Below are 20,054 nucleotides of genomic sequence, written 5' to 3'. Positions count from 1 at the left end.
CACGGATTTCTGGACAGCGTCTTGCAGCGCTTCCGCACAGGTGCGTGGCAGGGAGCCTGCGCAGGCAACAACCCGCAACAGCGTCTATGGTGTTCTGGTTCGGTGTGTTTGTTTTTTTGCCTGAAGACGAAGGAGTGTTGAGTCATGCGTGACAAACCAGCGACGGGCGTCGTGCCCAGCCCCGCCGTGTTCATCAATGCACAGAGTGCCATGACCGGTCTGCGCGGCCGGGACCTGATCTCGACCTTGCGCAACGTGGCTGCCCACGGTTTGCGCAATCCGATCCACAGTGCAAAACACGCCTTGAAGCTGGGAGGCGCGCTCGGACGCGCGCTGCTCGGCGAAACCCTGCACCCGACCAATCCGCAGGACAGCCGCTTCGCCGATCCGGCGTGGAGCCTGAACCCGTTCTATCGGCGCAGCCTGCAGGCTTATCTGGCCTGGCAGAAACAGGTCAAGAGCTGGATCGACGAGAGCAGCATGAGCGACGACGACCGCGCCCGCGCGCACTTCGCCTTTACCCTGCTCAACGACGCCGTGGCGCCTTCCAACACCCTGCTCAATCCGCTGGCCGTCAAGGAGCTTTTCAACTCTGGCGGCCACAGTCTGGTGCGTGGGTTGAGTCATCTTTTTGATGACCTGCTGCACAACGACGGCCTGCCACGTCAGGTGACCAAACAGGCTTTCGAAGTCGGCAAGACCGTCGCCACCACCACCGGCTCGGTGGTGTTTCGCAACGAAATGCTCGAGCTGATCCAGTACCGGCCGATGAGCGAGAAGCAGTATTCGAAACCGCTGCTGGTCGTGCCGCCGCAAATCAACAAGTACTACATTTTCGACCTCAGCCCGAGCAACAGCTTCGTCCAGTTTGCGCTGAAGAACGGCTTGCAGACCTTCATGATCAGCTGGCGCAACCCGGATGTGCGCCATCGCGAATGGGGCCTGTCGACCTACGTCGAAGCCGTGGAAGAAGCGATGAACATCTGCCGGGCGATCACCGGTGCCCGCGAGGTCAACCTGATGGGTGCCTGCGCCGGCGGGCTGACCATTGCGGCGCTGCAAGGGCATCTGCAGGCCAAGCGGCAGTTGCGGCGGGTGTCCAGCGCCACCTATCTGGTGAGCCTGCTCGACAGTGAAATGAACACCCCGGCCACCCTGTTCGCCGATGAGCAAACACTCGAAGCGGCCAAGCGGCGCTCCTATCAGAAAGGCGTGCTGGACGGTCGCGACATGGCCAAGGTGTTCGCCTGGATGCGCCCCAACGATCTGATCTGGAGCTACTTCGTCAATAACTACCTGCTGGGCAAGGAGCCGCCGGCCTTCGACATCCTCTACTGGAACAACGACAGCACCCGCCTGCCCGCCGCGTTTCACGGCGACATTCTGGACTTCTTCAAGCACAACCCGTTGACCCATCCGGGTGGTCTGGAAGTGTGCGGCACGCCGATCGATCTGCAGAAGGTCACAGTCGACAGCTTCAGCGTGGCCGGCATGAACGACCACATCACGCCGTGGGACGCGGTGTATCGCTCGACGCTGTTGCTGGGCGGTGAGCGGCGCTTCGTGCTGTCCAACAGCGGCCACGTGCAGAGCATCCTCAACCCGCCGGGCAACCCGAAAGCCAATTACGTCGAGAACGGAAAGCTCAGCGGTGATCCGCGCGCCTGGTACTACGACGCCAAGAAAGTCGACGGCAGCTGGTGGCCGCAATGGCTGGAGTGGGTGCAGCAGCGCTCCGGCACCCTGCGAGAAACCCAGATGACCCTCGGCAACGCCAATTATCCACCGATGGAAGCGGCACCCGGCACCTATGTGCGTGTGCGCTGACTGACTCAAGCCCTTTTAAGAAGACTGGATGAAAACAAGCGAACGGATCCTCGAATGTGCCCTGCAGTTGTTCAATGAAAAGGGCGAGCCGAACGTCTCCACCATGGAGGTTGCCAATGAAATGGGGATCAGCCCCGGCAACCTCTACTACCACTTCCATGGCAAGGAACCGCTGATTCTCGGACTGTTCGAGCGCTTCCAGAACGACCTCGCCCCGCTGCTCGACCCGCCCGCCGATGTTGAACTGGCGCCGGAGGATTACTGGCTGTTCCTGCACCTGATCGTTGAACGGCTGGCGCAGTACCGCTTCCTGTTCCAGGACCTGTCGAACCTGGCCGGGCGTCTGCCGAAACTGGCCAAGGGCATACGCCAGTTTCTCAACGTGCTCAAGCGTACGCTCGCGTCATTGCTGGCGCGCTTGAAAGCGTCGGGGCAACTGGTCAGCGACACCCAGGCGCTGGGGCAACTGGTGGAGCAGATCACCATGACGTTGCTGTTCTCGCTGGACTATCAGCGGATTCTCGATCGCGAAGGGGAAGTGCGGCTGGTGGTGTACCAGATCATGATGCTGGTGGCGCCGCATTTGTTGCCGCCTGTGAAGATGGCGACGGAGAGGATGGCTTTGCAGTACCTCGAAGATCACGAGTAATCCGACGGCTTTTACCCAAACAAAAACGCCCGACCTTCACAGGCCGGGCGTTTTTTGAGCCCTGACAAATCAGGACTGACTGGTTGGCGTCGACGGCGTCGATGCAGCAGTCGGAGCAGGCGCCGGGGTTGGAGCCGAGGCGGAGTTCGACGTGCTTGCCAGTGCTTGCGGTGTGGTCACCGGTTTTGGTGCTGCGGCTTTCGGCGCAGCGGCTTTCGGCGCGGCCGGCTTTTTCACTGCAGGCTTTTTCGCCGCAGCAGGCTTGGCAGCGGGTTTGGCGGCAGCGGTTTTCGCTGCTGGCTTGGCTGCCGGTTTGGCAGCTGGTTTTGCTGCCGTTTTTGCAGCTGGCTTGGCGGCGGCCTTGGCGGCAACCGGTTTGGCCGCGGCTTTCGCTGCAGGCTTGGCGGCAGCGGTTTTGGCTGCTGCTTTTGCGGCCGGTTTGGCGGCGGCTTTAGCCAGTGGCTTGGCTGCGGTTTTGGCCGCAGGCTTGGCTGCTGCGGTTTTGGCCGCGACAGGCTGAGCTTTCAGGCCGGTGAGTTTTTCGATCTGCCTGGTCAGGGTATCGACCTTCTTGTGCAGATCCTTCACCTCGTTGCGGCTTGGTACGCCCAGGCGCGAAATCGCACTGTTCAGGCGCTTGTCGAAAGCCCCTTCCAGCTGATCCCAGGTGCCCAGTGCGCGATCTTTCACGCCGCTGATGCGCGATTTTGCCGAGCTTGCAGAGTCCTTGGCAGCATCGACTTTCTTGCCGACTGCAGCCTTGGTGAGCTTCTCGGCTTTCTCGCCGTCTTTGACCAATGTATCGAAGAGCTTGCTGCCGTCAGTGTCGATCTTCGAGTACACGCCTAAACCAGCCAGCCAGATCTTGCGGGAATAGTCTTCGACTTTTCCGATCCACGAGCTGCCTTCTTTATCGGTGTTCTTTTTACCAGCCATCCCGTTCTCCTTAAGATTTACGCGCGACGCGTTCGAGCAATGCCGTCAGCTCATCGAGCTTAGCAGAGAGTGCCTCAACGTCATGTTTAGACGGAATGCCGATACGATTCAAGGCACTGGCGACACGCGTGTCGAACGCCTTCTCGACCTTGTCGAGCTGAACTTCGACCCGGCCTTTGAAAGAGCTGACTTCGCTCTTGGCTTCATCGATCTCGGCGTTGGCCGCTTCGAGTTTTTCCGTGACGGCTTTTTTGCCTTTCTTTTCAACAGTTTGACCAGCCTTGATCAACTCCTGAAAGTACTCGCTGCCCTCCTGACCGACCTTGGTGTAGGCACCTAGGCCTGCCAGCCAGATCTTGCGGGCATAGGATTTGACGTCGCTCAGAGCGGAAGTCGAAGCGTCGATTTTTTTCTTCAAAATGACTTTGGCCATGGTGCACCTCACGCGCAGAAGGTTTGAGGAACTGCCCTGACGAGTGTCGGGCTCAGGCACAAAGTAGGGAGAAAAATTAGAAACGGCACCCTAACAACTGACATAAACAGGTGGGCACACTACAAAACAAATGTGGGAGCGAGCTTGCTCGCGAATGCGGTGTGTCAGTCACGGAAATGTCGGCTGATACAACGTATTCGTCGGATCGCCGCCCGGAGCAAGCTCGCTCCCACAGGGGGATTTCATTTCAGGCAGAAATCAGACCAGCGCTTTATCCAGCGCCTTTTCGATCTCGGCTTTGATCATGCCGCTCATGGCCGACATCATCAGGCCCAGTTCCACGTCGACCCGGATCGAATCCTCGGCCACATGCACCGCGCCCTTCACGCCCGACCGTTTGAGGTTCAGGACATCGCCCGACCACTGCGGCTCGAGGCCATATTGATCGGAGAGTTTCTGCGCCAGTTTGTCGGCTTTCTCGCGGGCTGCTTCCTTGCCCAGGCTGTGGGCACGCTCAACACTGATATGGGCCATTGAATGACTCCTGCTTTTTGAATGGGGCTATGAATGCCTGCAACGAATCTTGACCGCCACTGCGGCAAATCGTCCCGAAGGTTGCCCATCTTACCTTTAGCCATTCCAAGACAAAGCATGGCTTGGGGATTAGAATGTCGCGCATTCTCTTTTGGTGACAGCGATATGACTGATCAGCGCAAAGGCAGCGATGCCGAACCCACCACTCACTTCGGCTTCAAAAACGTTCCGGAAAGCCAGAAAGCGGAAAAAGTCGCTGAGGTGTTCCACTCCGTGGCCGCCAAGTACGACCTGATGAACGACCTTCTGTCGGGCGGCATGCACCGTCTGTGGAAGCGCTTCGCGATCGAACTGTCGGGCGTGCGCGCCGGCAACCGCGTGCTGGACATCGCCGGCGGCACGGGCGACCTGACCAAGAAATTCTCGCACCTGGTCGGCCCGACCGGTCAGGTGGTGCTGGCCGACATCAACGAATCCATGCTCAAGGTCGGTCGTGACCGCCTGCTGGATGTCGGTGTTTCGGGCAACGTCGAGTTCGTCCAGGCCGATGCTGAAAAGCTGCCGTTCCCGGACAACCATTTCGACTGCGTGACCATCGCCTTCGGCCTGCGCAACGTGACGCACAAAGAAGACGCCCTGCGCTCGATGCTGCGCGTACTCAAGCCGGGCGGTCGCCTGCTGGTGCTGGAATTCTCCAAGCCGACCAACGCGCTGATGTCCAAGGCCTACGACGCCTACTCGTTCGCCTTCATGCCGCTGATGGGCAAGCTGATCACCAACGACTCGGAAAGCTATCGCTACCTGGCCGAATCGATCCGCATGCACCCGAATCAGGAAACCCTGAAGTCGATGATGGTCGACGCCGGTTTCGATCGCGTGACCTATCACAACATGACCGCAGGCATCGTCGCCCTGCACCGCGGCATCAAACCCTGATGCTGCTGACCGGGCTGCTCGCCAGCGTCGAACTCGGCCTGAACCGGGTGCTGCGTCTCGACAGCACGGCGCTGCCGCGACTGGCGCATCTGACCGGCAAAGTGATTGCCGTGGATTGCCGCAGCCCGGCGCTGCAACTGTTCATCCTGCCGAGCGACGAAGGCCTGATGCTGGCGTCCCACTGGGAAACCGGCGTCGACTGCACCCTGCGCGCCCCGGCCTCGAGCCTGGTGAAACTGGCCCTGAGCAAGGACAAGACGGCGGTGCTGCACGCGCCGGAAGTCGAACTCGACGGTGACAGCGGCGTGCTGCTGGAGCTGGCGGGCGTGCTGCAGGATCTGGAGCTGGACTGGGAGTACGAACTCTCGCGCTGGCTGGGCCCGGTCGCCACGCAACTGGTCGGCGGTCACCTGCGCAGCCGCGCCCGCTGGTATCAACAAGGATTTGCCAGCCTCAACCAGAACCTCGCCGAATACCTGGCCGAAGAATCGCGTACCCTCGTCGGTCAGCGCGAAGCCGAAGCCCGCTTCAGCGAACTGGACCGGATCAAACTCGATCTGGAACGTCTCGAGGCGCGCTTCGAGCGCCTTTCCCGATCCCTCGACCCAAGCGATAACGCATGAAGCTGCTCGCCGTCCGCCGTCTGTTGCGCATCCAGCGCGTCGTGATCCGCTACCGCCTCGATGACCTGCTGTTCGACCTGCCTTTGCCGTGGTTCCTGCTGGCGCTGCGCTACGTCCTGCCGTGGCGCTGGTTCCCGCGCAAGCCGCTGGACCTGAGCCGTGGCGCACGCCTGCGCCTGGCCTTGCAGGACCTGGGACCGATCTTTATCAAGTTCGGGCAGATCCTTTCGACCCGCCGCGACCTGCTGCCGGAAGACATCGCCGATGAGCTGATGCGGTTGCAGGACCGCGTGCCGCCGTTCGATTCGCAGCTGTCGGTCAAGCTGATCGAAGAGCAACTGGGCAAGAAGATCAGCGAAGTGTTCAGCCGCTTCGACGTCGAACCGCTGGCCTCGGCCTCGGTGGCGCAAGTACACGCCGCGCAACTGAAGACCGGTGAAGAAGTGGTGGTCAAGGTGATCCGCCCGGGCCTGAAGCCGATCATCGCCCAGGATCTGGCGTGGCTGTTCATCCTCGCCCGCGCCGCCGAAAAGGTCTCCGCCGACGCCCGTCTGCTGCACCCGGTGGACGTGGTCAGCGACTACGAAAAAACCATCTACGACGAACTCGATCTGTTGCGCGAGGCGGCCAACGCCAGCCAGTTGAAGCGCAACTTCGAAGGCTCGCCGCTGCTTTACGTGCCGCAAGTCTATTGGGACTGGTGCCGGCCGAAAGTGCTGGTGATGGAGCGCATCTACGGGATTCAGGTGACGGATCTGGCGACCCTCGCCGACCAGCGCACCGACATGAAGATGCTCGCCGAACGCGGCGTGGAGATCTTCTTTACCCAAGTGTTCCGCGACAGTTTCTTCCACGCCGACATGCACCCGGGCAACATCTTCGTCAGCACTGTCAACCCGTGGAGCCCGCAGTACATCGCGATCGACTGCGGCATCGTCGGCAGTCTGACCCCGGAAGACCAGGACTACCTGGCGCGCAACCTGTTCGCCTTCTTCAAGCGCGACTACCGCCGCGTGGCGCAATTGCACATCGATTCGGGCTGGGTACCGGCGGAAACCAAGCTCAACGAATTCGAAGCGGCGATCCGTACCGTGTGCGAGCCGATCTTCGAAAAACCATTAAAAGATATTTCATTTGGCCAGGTGCTGATGCGCCTGTTCCAGACTGCGCGCCGCTTCAACATGGAAGTGCAGCCACAACTCGTATTGCTGCAAAAGACCCTGCTGAACATCGAAGGCCTGGGCCGCCAGCTGTACCCGGACCTCGATCTGTGGAACACCGCACAGCCGTTCCTCGAACGCTGGATGCGCGAGCGCGTCAGCCCGAAAGCCTTGATCGGCAACGTCCAGAGCCAGTTCGAACAACTGCCGCACCTGGCCAACATGGCCCGCGACCTGCTCGAACGCATGTCCCAGCCCCACGCCAACGACCCGCCGCCACCATGGAAAAAACGCAAGGACGACTGGTTCCTGCGCCTGCTCGGCAGCGCCCATCTGGCGGGCGGTACGATCCTCGCCGCCGGGGGCCCGATGCACGAACTGGGGCATTGGCCCGCCGGAATCATGGTGGCAGTCGGCTTGTATCTGGTCGTTCGCCGATAGCCAGTTCCGTGATCGGCTGGCACACTGTTTCAACGCCTGAACCCGACTATTGAAGTGTGGGTTCGCTGTCGGAGTCGAAGATGAAAAACTGGCTGGACGAGATCAAGTGGGACGCCGATGGCCTGGTGCCGGCGATTGCCCAGGATCACAAGACCGGACGCGTATTGATGATGGCCTGGATGAACCGCGAAGCCCTGGAGCTGACCGCGGCGGAAAACCGTGCCATCTATTGGTCACGTTCCCGTGGCAAGCTGTGGCGCAAGGGCGAAGAGTCCGGCCACGTACAGACGCTGCATGAAATGCGTCTGGACTGCGACGCCGACGTCATCATCCTGATGGTCGAACAGATCGGCGACATCGCTTGCCATACCGGCCGTCAAAGCTGCTTCTACCGCGTCTTCGAAAACGGCGACTGGAAAACGGTCGACCCGGTCCTGAAAGACCCGCACGCTATTTACTCCGCAGGACACAAACATGAGTGACACCCTGACCCGCCTTGCTCAGGTGCTGGAAGAGCGCAAGGGCGCAGCCGCCGACAGCTCGTATGTCGCCAGCCTGTATCACAAGGGTCTGAACAAGATTCTGGAGAAAGTCGGCGAAGAATCGGTCGAAACGATCATCGCCGCCAAGGACGCCGCCGTCAGCGGCGACTGCAGCGACGTGATCTACGAGACCGCCGACCTGTGGTTCCACAGCATGGTCATGCTCGCCCAGCTGGGGCAGCATCCGCAGGCAGTGCTGGATGAACTGGATCGCCGTTTCGGCCTGTCCGGACACGTCGAGAAAGCCTCGCGCCCGTCCGCCTGAACAACTATTAGAGAGGAACAGCAACATGGGCATTTTTGACTGGAAACACTGGATCGTCATCCTGGTGGTCGTGGTACTGGTGTTCGGTACCAAGAAACTGAAAAACCTCGGCACCGACGTCGGCGAATCGATCAAGGGCTTCCGTAAAGCCATGAACGACGACGAAAAACCGGCCGATCCGACCGTCACGCCTGCGCAGCCGGTTCCACCGGTTCAGCCGCAAGCCACCGCTCAGGCCAACCCGCCGCACACCATCGACGTGCAGGCGCAGAAAGTCGAAGAGCCGATCCGCAAAGACGTGTGAGCACTGACTAATGTTTGGTATCAGCTTCTCTGAACTGCTGCTCGTCGGCCTCGTTGCCCTGCTGGTGCTGGGTCCCGAGCGTCTGCCGGGCGCTGCGCGCACCGCCGGCCTGTGGGTCGGACGGCTGAAGCGCAGCTTCAACGCGATCAAACAGGAAGTTGAGCGTGAAATCGGTGCCGACGAAATCCGTCGGCAACTGCACAACGAGCACATCCTGTCGCTGGAGCAGGAGGCGCGGAAGATTTTCACGCCGGTTCAGCAGGAGCCGACGCCGGTCGAGCACGTGGGTGAGCAGACGATTCACAGCCCTGCAGCTCCAACGCCTGTGGCACCTGCTGTAGCGCCAACCGAACCAGCGCCTGTCGTCGCGCCAGCCCCGGTTGAACACGTAGCTCCAACCGCCGCGCCGACCACACCAGCGCCTCACGACACCACTCTGCCGCCGCGAGCCCCATGAGCGATCTCCCCGAAAACGACCAGCACATGCCGCTGGTTTCGCACCTCACCGAGTTGCGCACCCGCCTGCTGCGTTGCGTGGCGGCGATCTTCATCATCTTCGCCGGGCTGTTTGCCTTCACCCAGCAGATCTACACCTTCGTCTCGACGCCGTTGCGCGAATACCTGCCAGCCGGCGCGACGATGATCGCCACCGACGTGTCGTCGCCGTTCCTGACGCCGCTGAAACTGACGATGATGGTCTCGCTGTTCCTGGCGATCCCGGTAATCCTGCATCAGATCTGGGGCTTCATCGCACCGGGCCTGTACAAGCACGAGAAGCGCGTCGCAGTGCCGTTGCTGATCTCCAGCATCCTGCTGTTCTACACCGGCATGGCGTTCGCCTACTTCTTCGTGTTCCCGCTGATCTTCAAGTTCTTCGCCTCGGCCACCCCGGCCGGCGTGGAAATGATGACCGACATCACCAGTTACCTCGATTTCGTCATGACGCTGTTCTTCGCTTTCGGCGTGGCGTTCGAAATCCCGGTGGCCGTGGTGCTGCTGGTGTGGATCGGCGTGGTCGACGTCAAATACCTGAAGAAGATTCGTCCGTATGTGATCATCGGCTGCTTCGTGGTCGGCATGATCCTGACCCCGCCGGACATCTTCTCCCAGACCCTGCTGGCCGTGCCGATGTGGATGCTGTTCGAAGTGGGCATCCTGTTCGGCAGTCTGGTCAGCAAACGCGAGCGCCCGGAAGAAACCGTCGACGATCACAACGACCAGCCGCCAGCGACTCAGCCATGAACCTGCTGCTGCTCGAAGAGGCCGACTTCATCGCGGCCGACCGCGTCGTGCTGCGTGATCGGCGCCTGACCCACATGCAGGAAGTCCACCGTTCGGAAGTCGGCGACAGCCTGCGGGTCGGGCGGATCGGCGGGCTGGTGGGCTCGGCCGAGCTGCTGCGTCTGGACGCGGGCGAAGCCGAACTGCGGGTCACCCTCGATCAACCGCCGCCGGCCAAACTGCCGCTGACCCTGGTACTCGCCCTGCCACGCCCGAAAATGCTGCGCCGGGTGTTCCAGACCGTGGCGACCATGGGTGTGTCGAAGGTGATTCTGGTCAACAGCTACCGGGTCGAGAAAAGCTTCTGGCAGACGCCATTCCTGGAGCCGGAAGCGATCCGCGAACAACTGATCCTTGGCCTCGAACAGGCACGGGACACCGTGTTGCCGGAAATCATCATCGAGAAGCGCTTCAAGCCGTTCGTCGAAGACCGCCTGCCGGCCATCACCGACGGCACCCTCGGCCTGGTCGGCCATCCGGGCAACTTCCCGCCCTGCCCGCGTGCCCTGAGCGAACCGGTGACCCTGGCCATCGGCCCCGAGGGTGGCTGGATTCCCTACGAAATCGATCTGCTGGCCAAGGCCGGGCTGCAACCGGTGCAGCTTGGCGAGCGAATCCTGCGGGTCGAAACCGCCGTCACCGCGCTGCTCGCCCGGCTGTTCTGAAGTCTTCGCCAGACAAAAGGCGTTACAGATTGCCATCATGCGGCCGATACCCTCCCCATAAGTCCAATTAGTGGTCCGAGGGAGTCGTCGCATGTACCGTTGGTTAGCCGAGAGTCTTGGAAACGTCAGCGTCAAACGTAAGCTTGGAATCGGTTTCGGCCTGGTGCTGCTGCTGACCCTGTTGATCACCTTCACCGGCTGGACCGGCATGAGCGGCATCATCAGCCGGGGCGACAAACTCGGCTTCATCTCCAGCCTCAACGAGCTGACCAAGGACCTGCGCCTGGCGCGCCTGGACTATGAAGCCCGCCGTGGCGAACAGGGCCCCGGTGCGGTCAACGACCTGCTCGGCAAACTCGACGCCGGCCTGCAAAGCGCTCGCGGCATGATCGAGCAACCGTCCGACGTGGCCATGATCGATCAGCAACTGGCGGCGGTTGCCGAGTACAAACGCGCCTTTGGCGACATGACCCAGGCCACCGTGCAGCGTGAAGACGCCCGCAGCAAACTCGGCGCCAGCGCCGATAACGCCGTGGCCAAGGTCAGCGAAGTCGAGAAATCACTGCTGCAAGGCGACAGCGTCGCGCAATTCAACAGCGTGATCGAGCTGAGCAAACTGCTGCAGCAGGCGCGCTATCAGGTGCGCGGCTACACCTACAGCGGCAAGGCCGAAGCCGAACAACCGGCGCTGGATGCCATCGCCGCCGCCCTGAACAATCTGGAAAGCCTGCCGAGCAAACTGCCCGAGCAACACATCGCCAACCTGCAGCAGGCCACCGAATCGCTGAAGGCTTACCGCGCTGCCGTCAGCCAGTTCCGCGACTCCCAGGTGAACAACGCCAAGGCACTGGCTCGCATGTCGGCCCAAGGCGACATCCTGCTCGACGTCAGCAAGAAGCTCACGGTGTCCCAGACCATCGTCCGCGACACCGATGCTGCCAGCGCCAAGAACCAGCTGCTGATCGCCACTCTGCTGGCCGTGGCCTTCGGCCTGCTCGCCGCCTGGGCGATCACCCGCCAGATCATCATTCCGCTGGAGCAAACCCTGAAAGTTGCCGAGCGCGTCGCCGCTGGTGATCTGACCCACAACCTGGTGTCCCTGCGCCGCGACGAACTCGGTCAACTGCAACGCTCGATGCAGAGCATGACCCAGGGCCTGCGCGAATTGATCGGCGGCATCAGCGACGGCGTGACCCAGATCGCCAGCGCCGCCGAAGAACTGTCGGCCGTGACCGAGCAGACCAGCGCCGGGGTGAACAATCAGAAAATCGAGACCGACCAGGTCGCGACCGCCATGAACGAAATGGCCGCCACCGTGCAGGAAGTCGCGCGCAACGCCGAGGAAGCTTCGGAAGCAGCCGTCGCCGCTGACCAGCAGGCCCGTGAAGGCGACAAGGTGGTTGGCGAGGCCATCGCCCAGATCGAACGTCTGGCTGCTGAAGTCGGGCATTCCACCGAGGCCATGGGCGAGCTCAAGCGCGAAAGCGACAAGATCGGCAGCGTGCTAGACGTGATCAAGTCCGTGGCTCAGCAAACCAACCTGCTGGCCCTCAACGCCGCCATCGAGGCCGCTCGTGCCGGTGAAGCCGGACGTGGTTTTGCGGTAGTTGCCGACGAAGTCCGCAGCCTGGCCCAGCGTACCCAGAAGTCCACGGAAGAGATCGAAGAGCTGATCGTCGGCCTGCAGAACGGCACCCAGCAAGTGGCGACGATCATGGACAACAGCCGCACACTGACCGACAGCAGCGTCGAGCTGACCCGTCGCGCCGGCGGATCGCTGGAAAGCATCACCCGCACCGTTTCGGCGATTCAGGCGATGAACCAGCAGATCGCCGCGGCGGCCGAGCAGCAGAGCGCCGTGGCCGAAGAGATCAACCGCAGCGTGCTGAACGTGCGGGATGTCTCGGACCAGACCTCGGCGGCCAGTGAAGAGACGGCGGCCTCCAGCGTCGAGCTGGCGCGTTTGGGCACTCACCTGCAAACGCTGGTGGGCCGGTTCAAGGTGTAAGTGGACGCCCGATCGTTCCCACGCTCCGCGTGGGAATGCATCCTGTGACGCTCCGCGTCACGCTTGCGAAGGGACGCAGAGCGTCCTGGGCGGCATTCCCACGCAGAGCGTGGGAACGATCAGTGATAAAAAAACGCAGCCTGTGGCTGCGTTTTTTTGCCCTGCGTTTAGAGGACTTGCCGCAGGAACGCCTGGGCTCGCGGATCCTTCGGTGCATCGAAGAACTCTGACGGCGAGGCGTCTTCCAGCAGTTTGCCGTGATCGAAGAACAGTACCCGATCCGCCACTTCCCGGGCGAAGCCCATTTCGTGGGTCACGCAGACCATGGTCATGCCTTCCACGGCCAGGTTCTTCATCACGTCCAGCACCTCGCCGACCATTTCCGGGTCGAGGGCCGAGGTCGGTTCGTCGAACAGCATGACCTTCGGATCCATCGCCAGCGCCCGGGCAATCGCCACGCGCTGCTGCTGACCGCCGGACAGGCGCGATGGATATTCGCGGGCCTTCTGGGCGATGCCGACCTTCTCCAGCAATGCCAGAGCCTTGGCCTCGCTTTCCTTCTGGCCGCGCTTGCGCACGACTTTCTGCGCCAGGCACAGGTTTTCCAGCACGGTCATGTGCGGGAACAGATTGAAATGCTGGAACACCATGCCGACTTCGCGGCGGTAGGCGTTGACGTCGGTTTTCGGGTCGGCCAGTTGCAGGCCGTCGATGCTCACCGAGCCGGAATCGAATTCTTCCAGACCATTGAGGCAACGCAGGAACGTCGACTTGCCGGAACCGGACGGGCCGATCACCACCAGCACTTCACCCTTGGCGACGGACGTGCTGACGTTATCCACCGCGCGCACCACTTGCCCACGGGTGTCGAAGACTTTTACCAGATCGCGGACTTCAATCACTTTGCGCGAGCCTCCGCTCAAGCCGGCTGGCGATTTTCGACAGCGGCAGGTTGATCAACAGGTACAGGCCGGCGACGCAGAACAGGATCTCGAACGGCGAGAACGACGTGGTGATGACTTCACGGCCGCTTTTCAGCAGCTCGGTGATGGCGATCACCGACACCAGCGAGGTGTCTTTGACCAGACTGATGAACTGCCCGGCCAACGGTGGCAGCACGCGCTTGAACGCTTGCGGCAGCACCACATGACGCATCGACTGGCCGGCGCTCAGACCCAGCGAACGCGCCGCTTCGTTCTGGCCACGGGCAATCGACTGCACACCGGAACGGATGATTTCCGCCACGTAGGCGCCGGTGAACAGCGACAGCGCGGCGATCCCGGCGAACTCTCGGGACAGGTTCATCACCGTGCCGATGAAGAAATAGAAAATGAAGATCTGCACCAGCAGCGGCGTACCGCGCACCAGTTCGACATAGATCGTCGACAGGTCGCGCAGGGTCGGGTTGCTCGACAGCCGGCACAGCCCGGTGGCCAGACCGATCAGCAGGCCCAGCACGCCGGACACCACCGACAGCCAAAGCGTCGTCCACAGGCCCCACAACAGCGGACCCGCCGCCCAATGCCGCGTCACGCCCACGACGTCGCCCTCGGCCACATCGTCGCCCTGAGCGAATTGCAGGCTGTTTTCGTCGACGGTCAGGTGCTGCTCGTCACCGGCATCGTTGCGCAGGGTGACCTGCGCGCTGCCGCCCTTGCGCACCAGTTCGCTGACGGTGGAAATGTCGGTCGCGCGCTGGGTTTCCTCGGCCTGATAGGCGAAGTACTGCGGCACGCGATTCCAGCGCCATTCATAGGACATCAGCGACGTGGCGTAATACAGCGCGCCGGCCAGGCCGACCAGCACCAGCACGGTCAGGACGTGCCAGGGCCATTGGGCTTTTTTCTGTTTCATTGAATGTTTCTCTGATTCGCTCGTTCCCACGCTCTGCGTGGGAATGCATCCTGTGACGCTCTGCGTCACGCTTGCGAAGGGACGCGGAGCGTCCCGGGCGGCGTTCCCACGCAAAGCGTGGGAACGATCAGCGGGCGGGCCTTATTCCATGTTCTTGAGCCACTCGGTGCTCTTGAACCACTTGTCATGGATGCGATCGTAGGTGCCGTCTTCGTGGATCTGGTGCAGGAAGTTGTTGATGAAGTTGATGCTGTCGTAGTCACCCTTCTTCAGACCGAAGGCCAGCGGCTCGTAGGTGAACGGCTTGTCGAGGAACACCAGTTTGCCGGCGCCGACCTTGTTCACTGCAACGACGTTGTACGGCGCGTCGTAGATGAAGGCGTCAGCCTTGCCGTTGACCACGTCGAGCACGGCTTCCTGCTCGTTGTCGTAGCCGTGGTACTTGGCCTTGGAGATCAGCTTCTTGGCGACCATCTCGCCGGTGGTGCCGAGCTTGGAGGTGATGCGGTAGTCGGCGGTGTTCAGGTCTTTATAGGACTTGATGGTGCCTTCCAGCTCTTTACGGATCAGCAGGGTCTGGCCGACCACGATGAACGGTTCGCTGAAGTTCAGGCGCAGGTTGCGTTCCTGGGTCAGGGTCATGCCACTGCCGATCATGTCGAACTTGTCGGTCATCAACGCCGGGATGATCCCGTCGTAACCGGTGGAGACCAGCTCCAGCTTGACGCCCATGGCCTTGGTCATGGCTTTGAGGATGTCGACTTCGAAACCGATGATTTCGCCGCGCTTGTTGGTCATTTCGAACGGCATGTAGGTCGGATCCATACCGACTTTCAACGAGCCGCGCTTGACCGCGTCATCGATTGCGCCGGCCTGCGCCGCATTGACTGCAACCAGTGCCGTGACGCCGACCAGCAGCATCGACAGATACTTCTTCATCTTCAAGTCCCCAAAACCATTGCGTTTGCGGCGCGAAAACCGACAGAAATGGACAAGATTGTCCGGGTGCGCCAATTCGGGGACGGATGCTAACGCACTCGTCCGTTTGCACAAGGTTTTTTGATCGGTTGGTGCCGGATGGGACGCAGAGCGTCTCGGGCTGCATTCCCACGCAGAGCGTGGGAACGAGTGATCCGCGACGGTAATCGGCAGGCAAAAAAAACCCCGCTTTCGCGGGGTTTCTTCATCAGGCCGGTTGCGCCTGCAAGCTCACCGGCTTGAGCGGCAGCAGCGGTGCATGAGGGTCGGCTTTCACCGAAGCCCGCCATGCATCCAGCCACTCGGCGTGACCTTCGGCCCACACCTGCTCGTGCAGACGGGCCAGGGCCACCGGATCGCTCAGCAGTTGCAGGCGATCATGGTTGTTCAGCCCGGCCGGGCCGACCTTGATCGCGTGACGCACACGTTCCTGGCGCAGCCATTCGATCGGCTCGGCCTCACCGTGACGCGAGGTCGCCAGCGAGCACGCCAGGGCGTTCTGCTGCGGATCGACCACGGCGCGGACGAAGCCGTCGTTCAGCGCGTGCCAGCGGTTTTCGTGGGTGTACTGATCGGTGGCCAGCAGCGCCTGTGGCGGATTGTATTCCTCGGGGATGAGGAACAGGCTCTCGTCACGGGATTTGAGGCCCAGACCGACGCGACTGGAAATCACCGACACCGGAATCGACAGCATCAGCGAACCGACGATCGGCACCAGCCACCACAGGAAGCTTGGGTTCAGCCAGATCACCAGCAGCGCCCAGAAGAAGCCCAGCAGGGTCTGCGGACCGTGACGCTTGACCGCTTCGCTCCATGGCGTCGAGTCGTCGTCACGCTGCGGCGAGTTCCAGGTCGCGGCCCAGCCGAGGAACGCGGCCAGAACGAAACGGGTGTGGAAAATCATCCGCACCGGCGCCAGCAGCATGGAGAACAGCATCTCCAGCAGCATCGACAGGGTCACCTTGAACTTGCCGCCGAACTCTTTCGCGCCCTTGGCCCAGATCAGGATGATGCTCAACAGCTTCGGCAGGAACAGCAGCACGATAGTCGTCGAGAACAGCGCGATCGCCTTGTCCGGGTGCCATTGCGGCCACAGCGGATACAGCTGACGCGGTTCGAGGAAGTACTGCGGCTCCATCAGCGTGTTCACCGCCAGCAGCGCGGTCGACAACACCAGGAAGAAGAACCACAGCGGTGCCGACAGGTAAGACATCACGCCGGTCAGGAACACCGCGCGGTGCACCGGGTGCATGCCTTTTACCAGGAACAGACGGAAGTTCATCAGGTTGCCGTGGCACCAGCGACGGTCACGCTTGAGTTCGTCGAGCAGGTTCGGCGGCAGTTCTTCGTAGCTGCCCGGCAGATCGTAGGCAATCCACACGCCCCAGCCGGCACGGCGCATCAGCGCAGCTTCAACGAAGTCGTGAGAGAGGATCGCACCGGAGAACGCACCCTTGCCCGGCAACGGCGCCAGGGCGCAGTGGTCGATGAACGGCTTCATGCGGATGATCGCGTTGTGACCCCAGTAGTGGGATTCACCCAGCTGCCAGAAGTGCAGGCCGGCGGTGAACAGCGGACCGTAAACGCGGGTGGCGAACTGCTGCATGCGGGCATACAGCGTGTCCATGCCCGAAGCACGCGGCGCGGTCTGGATGATGCCGGCGTCCGGAGTGGCCTCCATCAGGCGTACCAGACTGGTCAGGCACTCGCCGCTCATGACCGAGTCGGCGTCGAGTACGACCATGTACTTGTAGTCACCGCCCCAGCGACGGCAGAAGTCATCGAGGTTGCCGCTCTTGCGTTTGACGCGGCGGCGACGGCGGCGATAGAAGATCTTGCCGAAACCCTTGGCTTCGCGGCAGACGTCCAGCCAGGCCTGCTGCTCGGCAACGCAGATGTCGGTGTCGTTACTGTCACTGAGGACGAAGAAGTCGAAACGGTCCAGGTCACCGGTAGCGGCGACCGACTCGAACGTCGCGCGCAGACCGGCGAACACCCGAGGCACGTCTTCGTTGCAGATCGGCATCACCAGTGCGGTGCGCGCATCCTTCGGAATCGGCTCGTTACCGGCACTTTTACCGGAGATCCGGTATTTATCGTGGCCGGTGAGCAATTCGAGGAAGCCCATCAGCGCGGTCCAGAAACCGGCCGACACCCAGCAGAACAGAATCCCGAACATGATCAGGATGCTGGTCTGCAGCGCATACGGCAGCACTTGCGTGGCGGTTTGCAGCAGCGGTTGATGCAGGACTTCTTCCAGATCGACGAACGACCAGCCCTGGTACGGCATGATGCCTTTCATGTACCAGCCGGCGACGATGGTCTGACCCAGCATCAGCACCAGCAGAATGTAGCGACGGATCGAACCGACCGTGCGCCAGCGCGCCGCCGGCAGCACGTTGGCGTCCTTCGGCGGTTGCGGCGGGTTGGTCCGGCCGGTCAGGCGGCGCCAGCCACGCACCAGAATGTTGGTGCGCCACGGCTCCGGCACGACCTTGGTCCGACGGATCGGCGGCGTGGCCTTCATGCTGACCCGGCCGCTGGCGTCGAGCACCAGCATTTCCGCGTCTTGCAGCTCTTCGGCGGTGCTCAGGGTCAGGCGCTTGCCCACCGAAGCCTGGGCGGCTTCGGTCGGAGCGTCAAAGGTCTTGGACGACAGGCGTTCATGCAATTCGCTGAAGGACTGGCAGCCCGCGAGTTCCGCGCGCTGCTCGTCGGTCATCGGCAGATGCGCCAGGTACTCGGACAGAGTCTCTGGCTGTACTTGAGAGTTACTCATCGGCAGGCAACTGATAGCTCCAGGTCTCGGTCAGGACTTCTTCAGTCGGTGCCGATTCCGGTGTGGCTGGGGCCGCGTCCGCAGCGGCTGGCTGCTTGGCGTCTTTGTTGGCCTTGTCCTTGGCATCTGCAACCGGCTTGGCGTCGGCCTGTTTAGCCTCGGCGGCCTTGGCTTCCTTGTCGGCTTTCTCTTGTTGCTTGGCGGCAACCTTGTCGGCTTTGGCTACCGACGAGTTGGACGTCGGCACCGAAGACTTGGCCAGATCAGCGGTCACCACTGGCTGAACCAGAGCCGCGCGCATCTCGGTGGACTTGCTCGCGTCCTTGATCTTCATCCGCAGGGTCAGGCGCCAGCCCTTGGTTTCAGGGTTGTAGCGCACGCTGTTCTCGACCAGCTCGGCGTTGTCGCCAACGCTGACCTGGCTGCGAACGTCCGCATCCGGGGCCAAAGCGGCCAGAGACGGGCCTTCGAAGTCGACCAGGTAGGCAACGCTGCCATCCGGCTGACGGATCAGGTTCGATTGCTTGACGTCACCCGTGGAGCGCAGGGTCTGGTTGACCCAGGCGCTGTCCGGCGCGTGCAGTGCGGCTTCGTCGATGGTCCAGTGCATGCGGTAGGCGAAGTCCAGCGGCTGGCCAGGCTCCGGCAGTTTTTCCGGGCTCCAGAACGCAACGATGTTGTCGTTGGTTTCGTCGGCGGTCGGGATCTCGACCAGATCTACGGTGCCTTTGCCCCAGTCGCCCTTCGGCTCGATCCAGGCGCTTGGGCGCTTGTCGTAGCGGTCGTCGAGGTCTTCGTAGTGGCTGAAGTCACGGCCACGTTGCAGCAGACCGAAACCACGCGGGTTCTCGACGCTGAACTGGCTGACAGCCAAATGTTTAGGGTTGTTCAGCGGACGCCAGATCCACTCGCCGTTGCCGGCATGGATCGACAGACCGCTGGAGTCGTGCAGTTCACGACGGTAGTTGAGCACTTTCGACGGCTGGTTGGCGCCGAACAGGAACATGCTGGTCAGCGGCGCGATGCCGAGCTTGCCGACCTTGTCACGCAGGTACATCTGGCCCTTGACGTCGACAATGGTGTCGCTGCCCGGACGCAGGATCAGACGGTAGGCGCCGGTCGCACGTGGCGAATCCAGCAGGGCGAAGATCACCAGGTGCTTGTCGCCCGGCTTCGGCTGCTGAATCCAGAACTCGCGAAAACGCGGGAATTCTTCGCCGGACGGCAAAGCGGTGTCGATTGCCAGACCACGGGCCGACAGACCGTAGGTGTGACCCTTGCCGACGACGCGGAAGTAGCTCGCGCCCAGCATGGTCATGATTTCGTCTTGCTTGTCAGCCTTGTTGATCGGGTACAGCACACGGAAACCGGCATAGCCCAGTTGTTCGGTGGCCTTCGGATCGAACTGCAGGTCGCCGAAATCGAAACGGCTCGGATCGTATTTGATCTCTTCGACGGTGTTCGCGGTGATTTCGTTGATTTTCACCGGCGTATCGAAGTGCATGCCCTGGTGATAGAAGGACAGCTTGAACGGGTTCTTCTGGTCGGCCCATTCGGCTTTTTCGGTGCGGAAACGAATCTTCTGATAGTCCGCGAATTTCATTTCACGGAATTCGTTCGGCAGGTTGCTGCGCGGGGCTTCGAACTTCTGCCCGGCCAGCTCTTTGGCCTTGGCCGACACATCGTCAAGATTGAATGCCCAAAGCTGGCCGGCGCTGAGCAGGCAGAGTACTGCCGAGCCCGCTACCAGAGCGCTGCGCAAGCGTTTGGCAGACAATTTTGCTGCATTACAGGGACTAACAATCACGAGCAACCCTCGCCGAAAACAGATCAATAAAC

The 20,054-nt window shown here is 61.7% G+C and carries 20 protein-coding genes; 12 read left to right on the top strand and 8 right to left on the bottom strand.

Going from position 1 to position 20,054, the window contains the following annotated elements:
* Positions 1 to 144: 144 nt before the first annotated feature.
* A complete protein-coding gene (gene phaC / locus CAF90_RS21430) occupies positions 145 to 1,827 on the top strand; it encodes a class II poly(R)-hydroxyalkanoic acid synthase (protein WP_085608406.1) in 1,683 nt (560 codons plus the stop codon).
* 28 nt (positions 1,828 to 1,855) lie between these two features.
* Entirely contained in the window at positions 1,856 to 2,476 is a 621-nt protein-coding gene (locus tag CAF90_RS21425) for a TetR/AcrR family transcriptional regulator (protein ID WP_085608405.1), read from the top strand.
* Between the two features lie 69 nt (positions 2,477 to 2,545).
* Here the strand turns inward: CAF90_RS21425 and CAF90_RS21420 are convergent, their stop codons facing one another.
* The 3 genes from CAF90_RS21420 to CAF90_RS21410 form a co-directional block, all read right to left on the bottom strand.
* Positions 2,546 to 3,412, bottom strand: a complete 867-nt coding sequence (locus CAF90_RS21420) for a phasin family protein (RefSeq protein WP_085608404.1) — start codon at positions 3,410 to 3,412, stop codon at positions 2,546 to 2,548.
* Between the two features lie 10 nt (positions 3,413 to 3,422).
* Positions 3,423 to 3,845, bottom strand: a complete 423-nt coding sequence (locus CAF90_RS21415; protein ID WP_007952416.1) for a phasin family protein — start codon at positions 3,843 to 3,845, stop codon at positions 3,423 to 3,425.
* 258 nt (positions 3,846 to 4,103) lie between these two features.
* The gene (locus CAF90_RS21410; RefSeq protein WP_007952417.1) at positions 4,104 to 4,379 is read right to left on the bottom strand and encodes a polyhydroxyalkanoic acid system family protein; all 276 of its coding nucleotides are present in this window, start codon (positions 4,377 to 4,379) and stop codon (positions 4,104 to 4,106) included.
* A 165-nt stretch (positions 4,380 to 4,544) separates the two neighbouring features.
* On the opposite strand from CAF90_RS21410, the gene ubiE reads away from it, so the two are divergent.
* From ubiE to CAF90_RS21360, 10 genes are all read left to right on the top strand, one after another.
* A complete protein-coding gene (gene ubiE / locus CAF90_RS21405) occupies positions 4,545 to 5,315 on the top strand; it encodes a bifunctional demethylmenaquinone methyltransferase/2-methoxy-6-polyprenyl-1,4-benzoquinol methylase UbiE (RefSeq protein WP_007952418.1) in 771 nt (256 codons plus the stop codon).
* Positions 5,315 to 5,938: an SCP2 domain-containing protein gene (locus CAF90_RS21400; protein WP_007952419.1), complete on the top strand. Its 624-nt coding sequence runs from the start codon at positions 5,315 to 5,317 to the stop codon at positions 5,936 to 5,938. The genes ubiE and CAF90_RS21400 overlap by 1 nt, the downstream gene beginning before the upstream one ends.
* Entirely contained in the window at positions 5,935 to 7,539 is a 1,605-nt protein-coding gene (gene ubiB, locus CAF90_RS21395; RefSeq protein ID WP_007952420.1) for a ubiquinone biosynthesis regulatory protein kinase UbiB, read from the top strand. The genes CAF90_RS21400 and ubiB overlap by 4 nt, the downstream gene beginning before the upstream one ends.
* 80 nt (positions 7,540 to 7,619) lie before the next feature.
* Positions 7,620 to 8,021 (top strand): phosphoribosyl-AMP cyclohydrolase, encoded by a 402-nt coding sequence (gene hisI / locus CAF90_RS21390; RefSeq protein ID WP_007909357.1) that lies wholly within the window; start codon positions 7,620 to 7,622, stop codon positions 8,019 to 8,021.
* Positions 8,014 to 8,346, top strand: a complete 333-nt coding sequence (locus CAF90_RS21385; protein WP_007952422.1) for a phosphoribosyl-ATP diphosphatase — start codon at positions 8,014 to 8,016, stop codon at positions 8,344 to 8,346. Before hisI ends, CAF90_RS21385 begins: the two co-directional genes overlap by 8 nt.
* A gap of 25 nt (positions 8,347 to 8,371) precedes the next feature.
* Positions 8,372 to 8,650: a twin-arginine translocase TatA/TatE family subunit gene (locus CAF90_RS21380; RefSeq protein WP_007952423.1), complete on the top strand. Its 279-nt coding sequence runs from the start codon at positions 8,372 to 8,374 to the stop codon at positions 8,648 to 8,650.
* A gap of 10 nt (positions 8,651 to 8,660) precedes the next feature.
* The gene (gene tatB, locus CAF90_RS21375) at positions 8,661 to 9,107 is read left to right on the top strand and encodes a Sec-independent protein translocase protein TatB (RefSeq protein ID WP_085608403.1); all 447 of its coding nucleotides are present in this window, start codon (positions 8,661 to 8,663) and stop codon (positions 9,105 to 9,107) included.
* The gene (gene tatC / locus CAF90_RS21370) at positions 9,104 to 9,892 is read left to right on the top strand and encodes a twin-arginine translocase subunit TatC (protein ID WP_085608402.1); all 789 of its coding nucleotides are present in this window, start codon (positions 9,104 to 9,106) and stop codon (positions 9,890 to 9,892) included. Before tatB ends, tatC begins: the two co-directional genes overlap by 4 nt.
* On the top strand, positions 9,889 to 10,596 hold the full coding sequence (locus CAF90_RS21365) for a 16S rRNA (uracil(1498)-N(3))-methyltransferase (protein ID WP_085608401.1): 708 nt from the start codon (positions 9,889 to 9,891) through the stop codon (positions 10,594 to 10,596). The genes tatC and CAF90_RS21365 overlap by 4 nt, the downstream gene beginning before the upstream one ends.
* A gap of 91 nt (positions 10,597 to 10,687) precedes the next feature.
* Positions 10,688 to 12,604: a methyl-accepting chemotaxis protein gene (locus tag CAF90_RS21360; protein ID WP_085608400.1), complete on the top strand. Its 1,917-nt coding sequence runs from the start codon at positions 10,688 to 10,690 to the stop codon at positions 12,602 to 12,604.
* Positions 12,605 to 12,771: 167 nt separating this feature from the next.
* On the opposite strand, the gene CAF90_RS21355 is transcribed toward CAF90_RS21360, so the two are convergent.
* The 5 genes from CAF90_RS21355 to CAF90_RS21335 all read right to left on the bottom strand — a co-directional run bounded on the left by CAF90_RS21355 (position 12,772) and on the right by CAF90_RS21335 (position 20,022).
* A complete protein-coding gene (locus CAF90_RS21355) occupies positions 12,772 to 13,506 on the bottom strand; it encodes an amino acid ABC transporter ATP-binding protein (protein WP_085608399.1) in 735 nt (244 codons plus the stop codon).
* On the bottom strand, positions 13,499 to 14,458 hold the full coding sequence (locus CAF90_RS21350; protein ID WP_007952431.1) for an amino acid ABC transporter permease: 960 nt from the start codon (positions 14,456 to 14,458) through the stop codon (positions 13,499 to 13,501). The genes CAF90_RS21355 and CAF90_RS21350 overlap by 8 nt, the downstream gene beginning before the upstream one ends.
* A 141-nt stretch (positions 14,459 to 14,599) precedes the next feature.
* A complete protein-coding gene (locus tag CAF90_RS21345) occupies positions 14,600 to 15,397 on the bottom strand; it encodes a transporter substrate-binding domain-containing protein (RefSeq protein ID WP_085608398.1) in 798 nt (265 codons plus the stop codon).
* A gap of 247 nt (positions 15,398 to 15,644) precedes the next feature.
* Entirely contained in the window at positions 15,645 to 18,215 is a 2,571-nt protein-coding gene (mdoH, locus tag CAF90_RS21340; protein WP_085608397.1) for a glucans biosynthesis glucosyltransferase MdoH, read from the bottom strand.
* Complete coding sequence (locus CAF90_RS21335; protein ID WP_085608516.1) at positions 18,208 to 20,022, bottom strand: glucan biosynthesis protein G; 1,815 nt, start codon at positions 20,020 to 20,022, stop codon at positions 18,208 to 18,210. Before CAF90_RS21335 ends, mdoH begins: the two co-directional genes overlap by 8 nt.
* Positions 20,023 to 20,054: the final 32 nt, after the last annotated feature.

It is taken from the genome of Pseudomonas sp. B37(2017), from assembly GCF_002112885.1.
Taxonomy (GTDB): domain Bacteria; phylum Pseudomonadota; class Gammaproteobacteria; order Pseudomonadales; family Pseudomonadaceae; genus Aquipseudomonas; species Aquipseudomonas paraglycinae.
The sequence above is the reverse complement of the archived record's forward strand: the minus strand, read 5'-3'. Positions and strand labels throughout refer to the sequence as shown.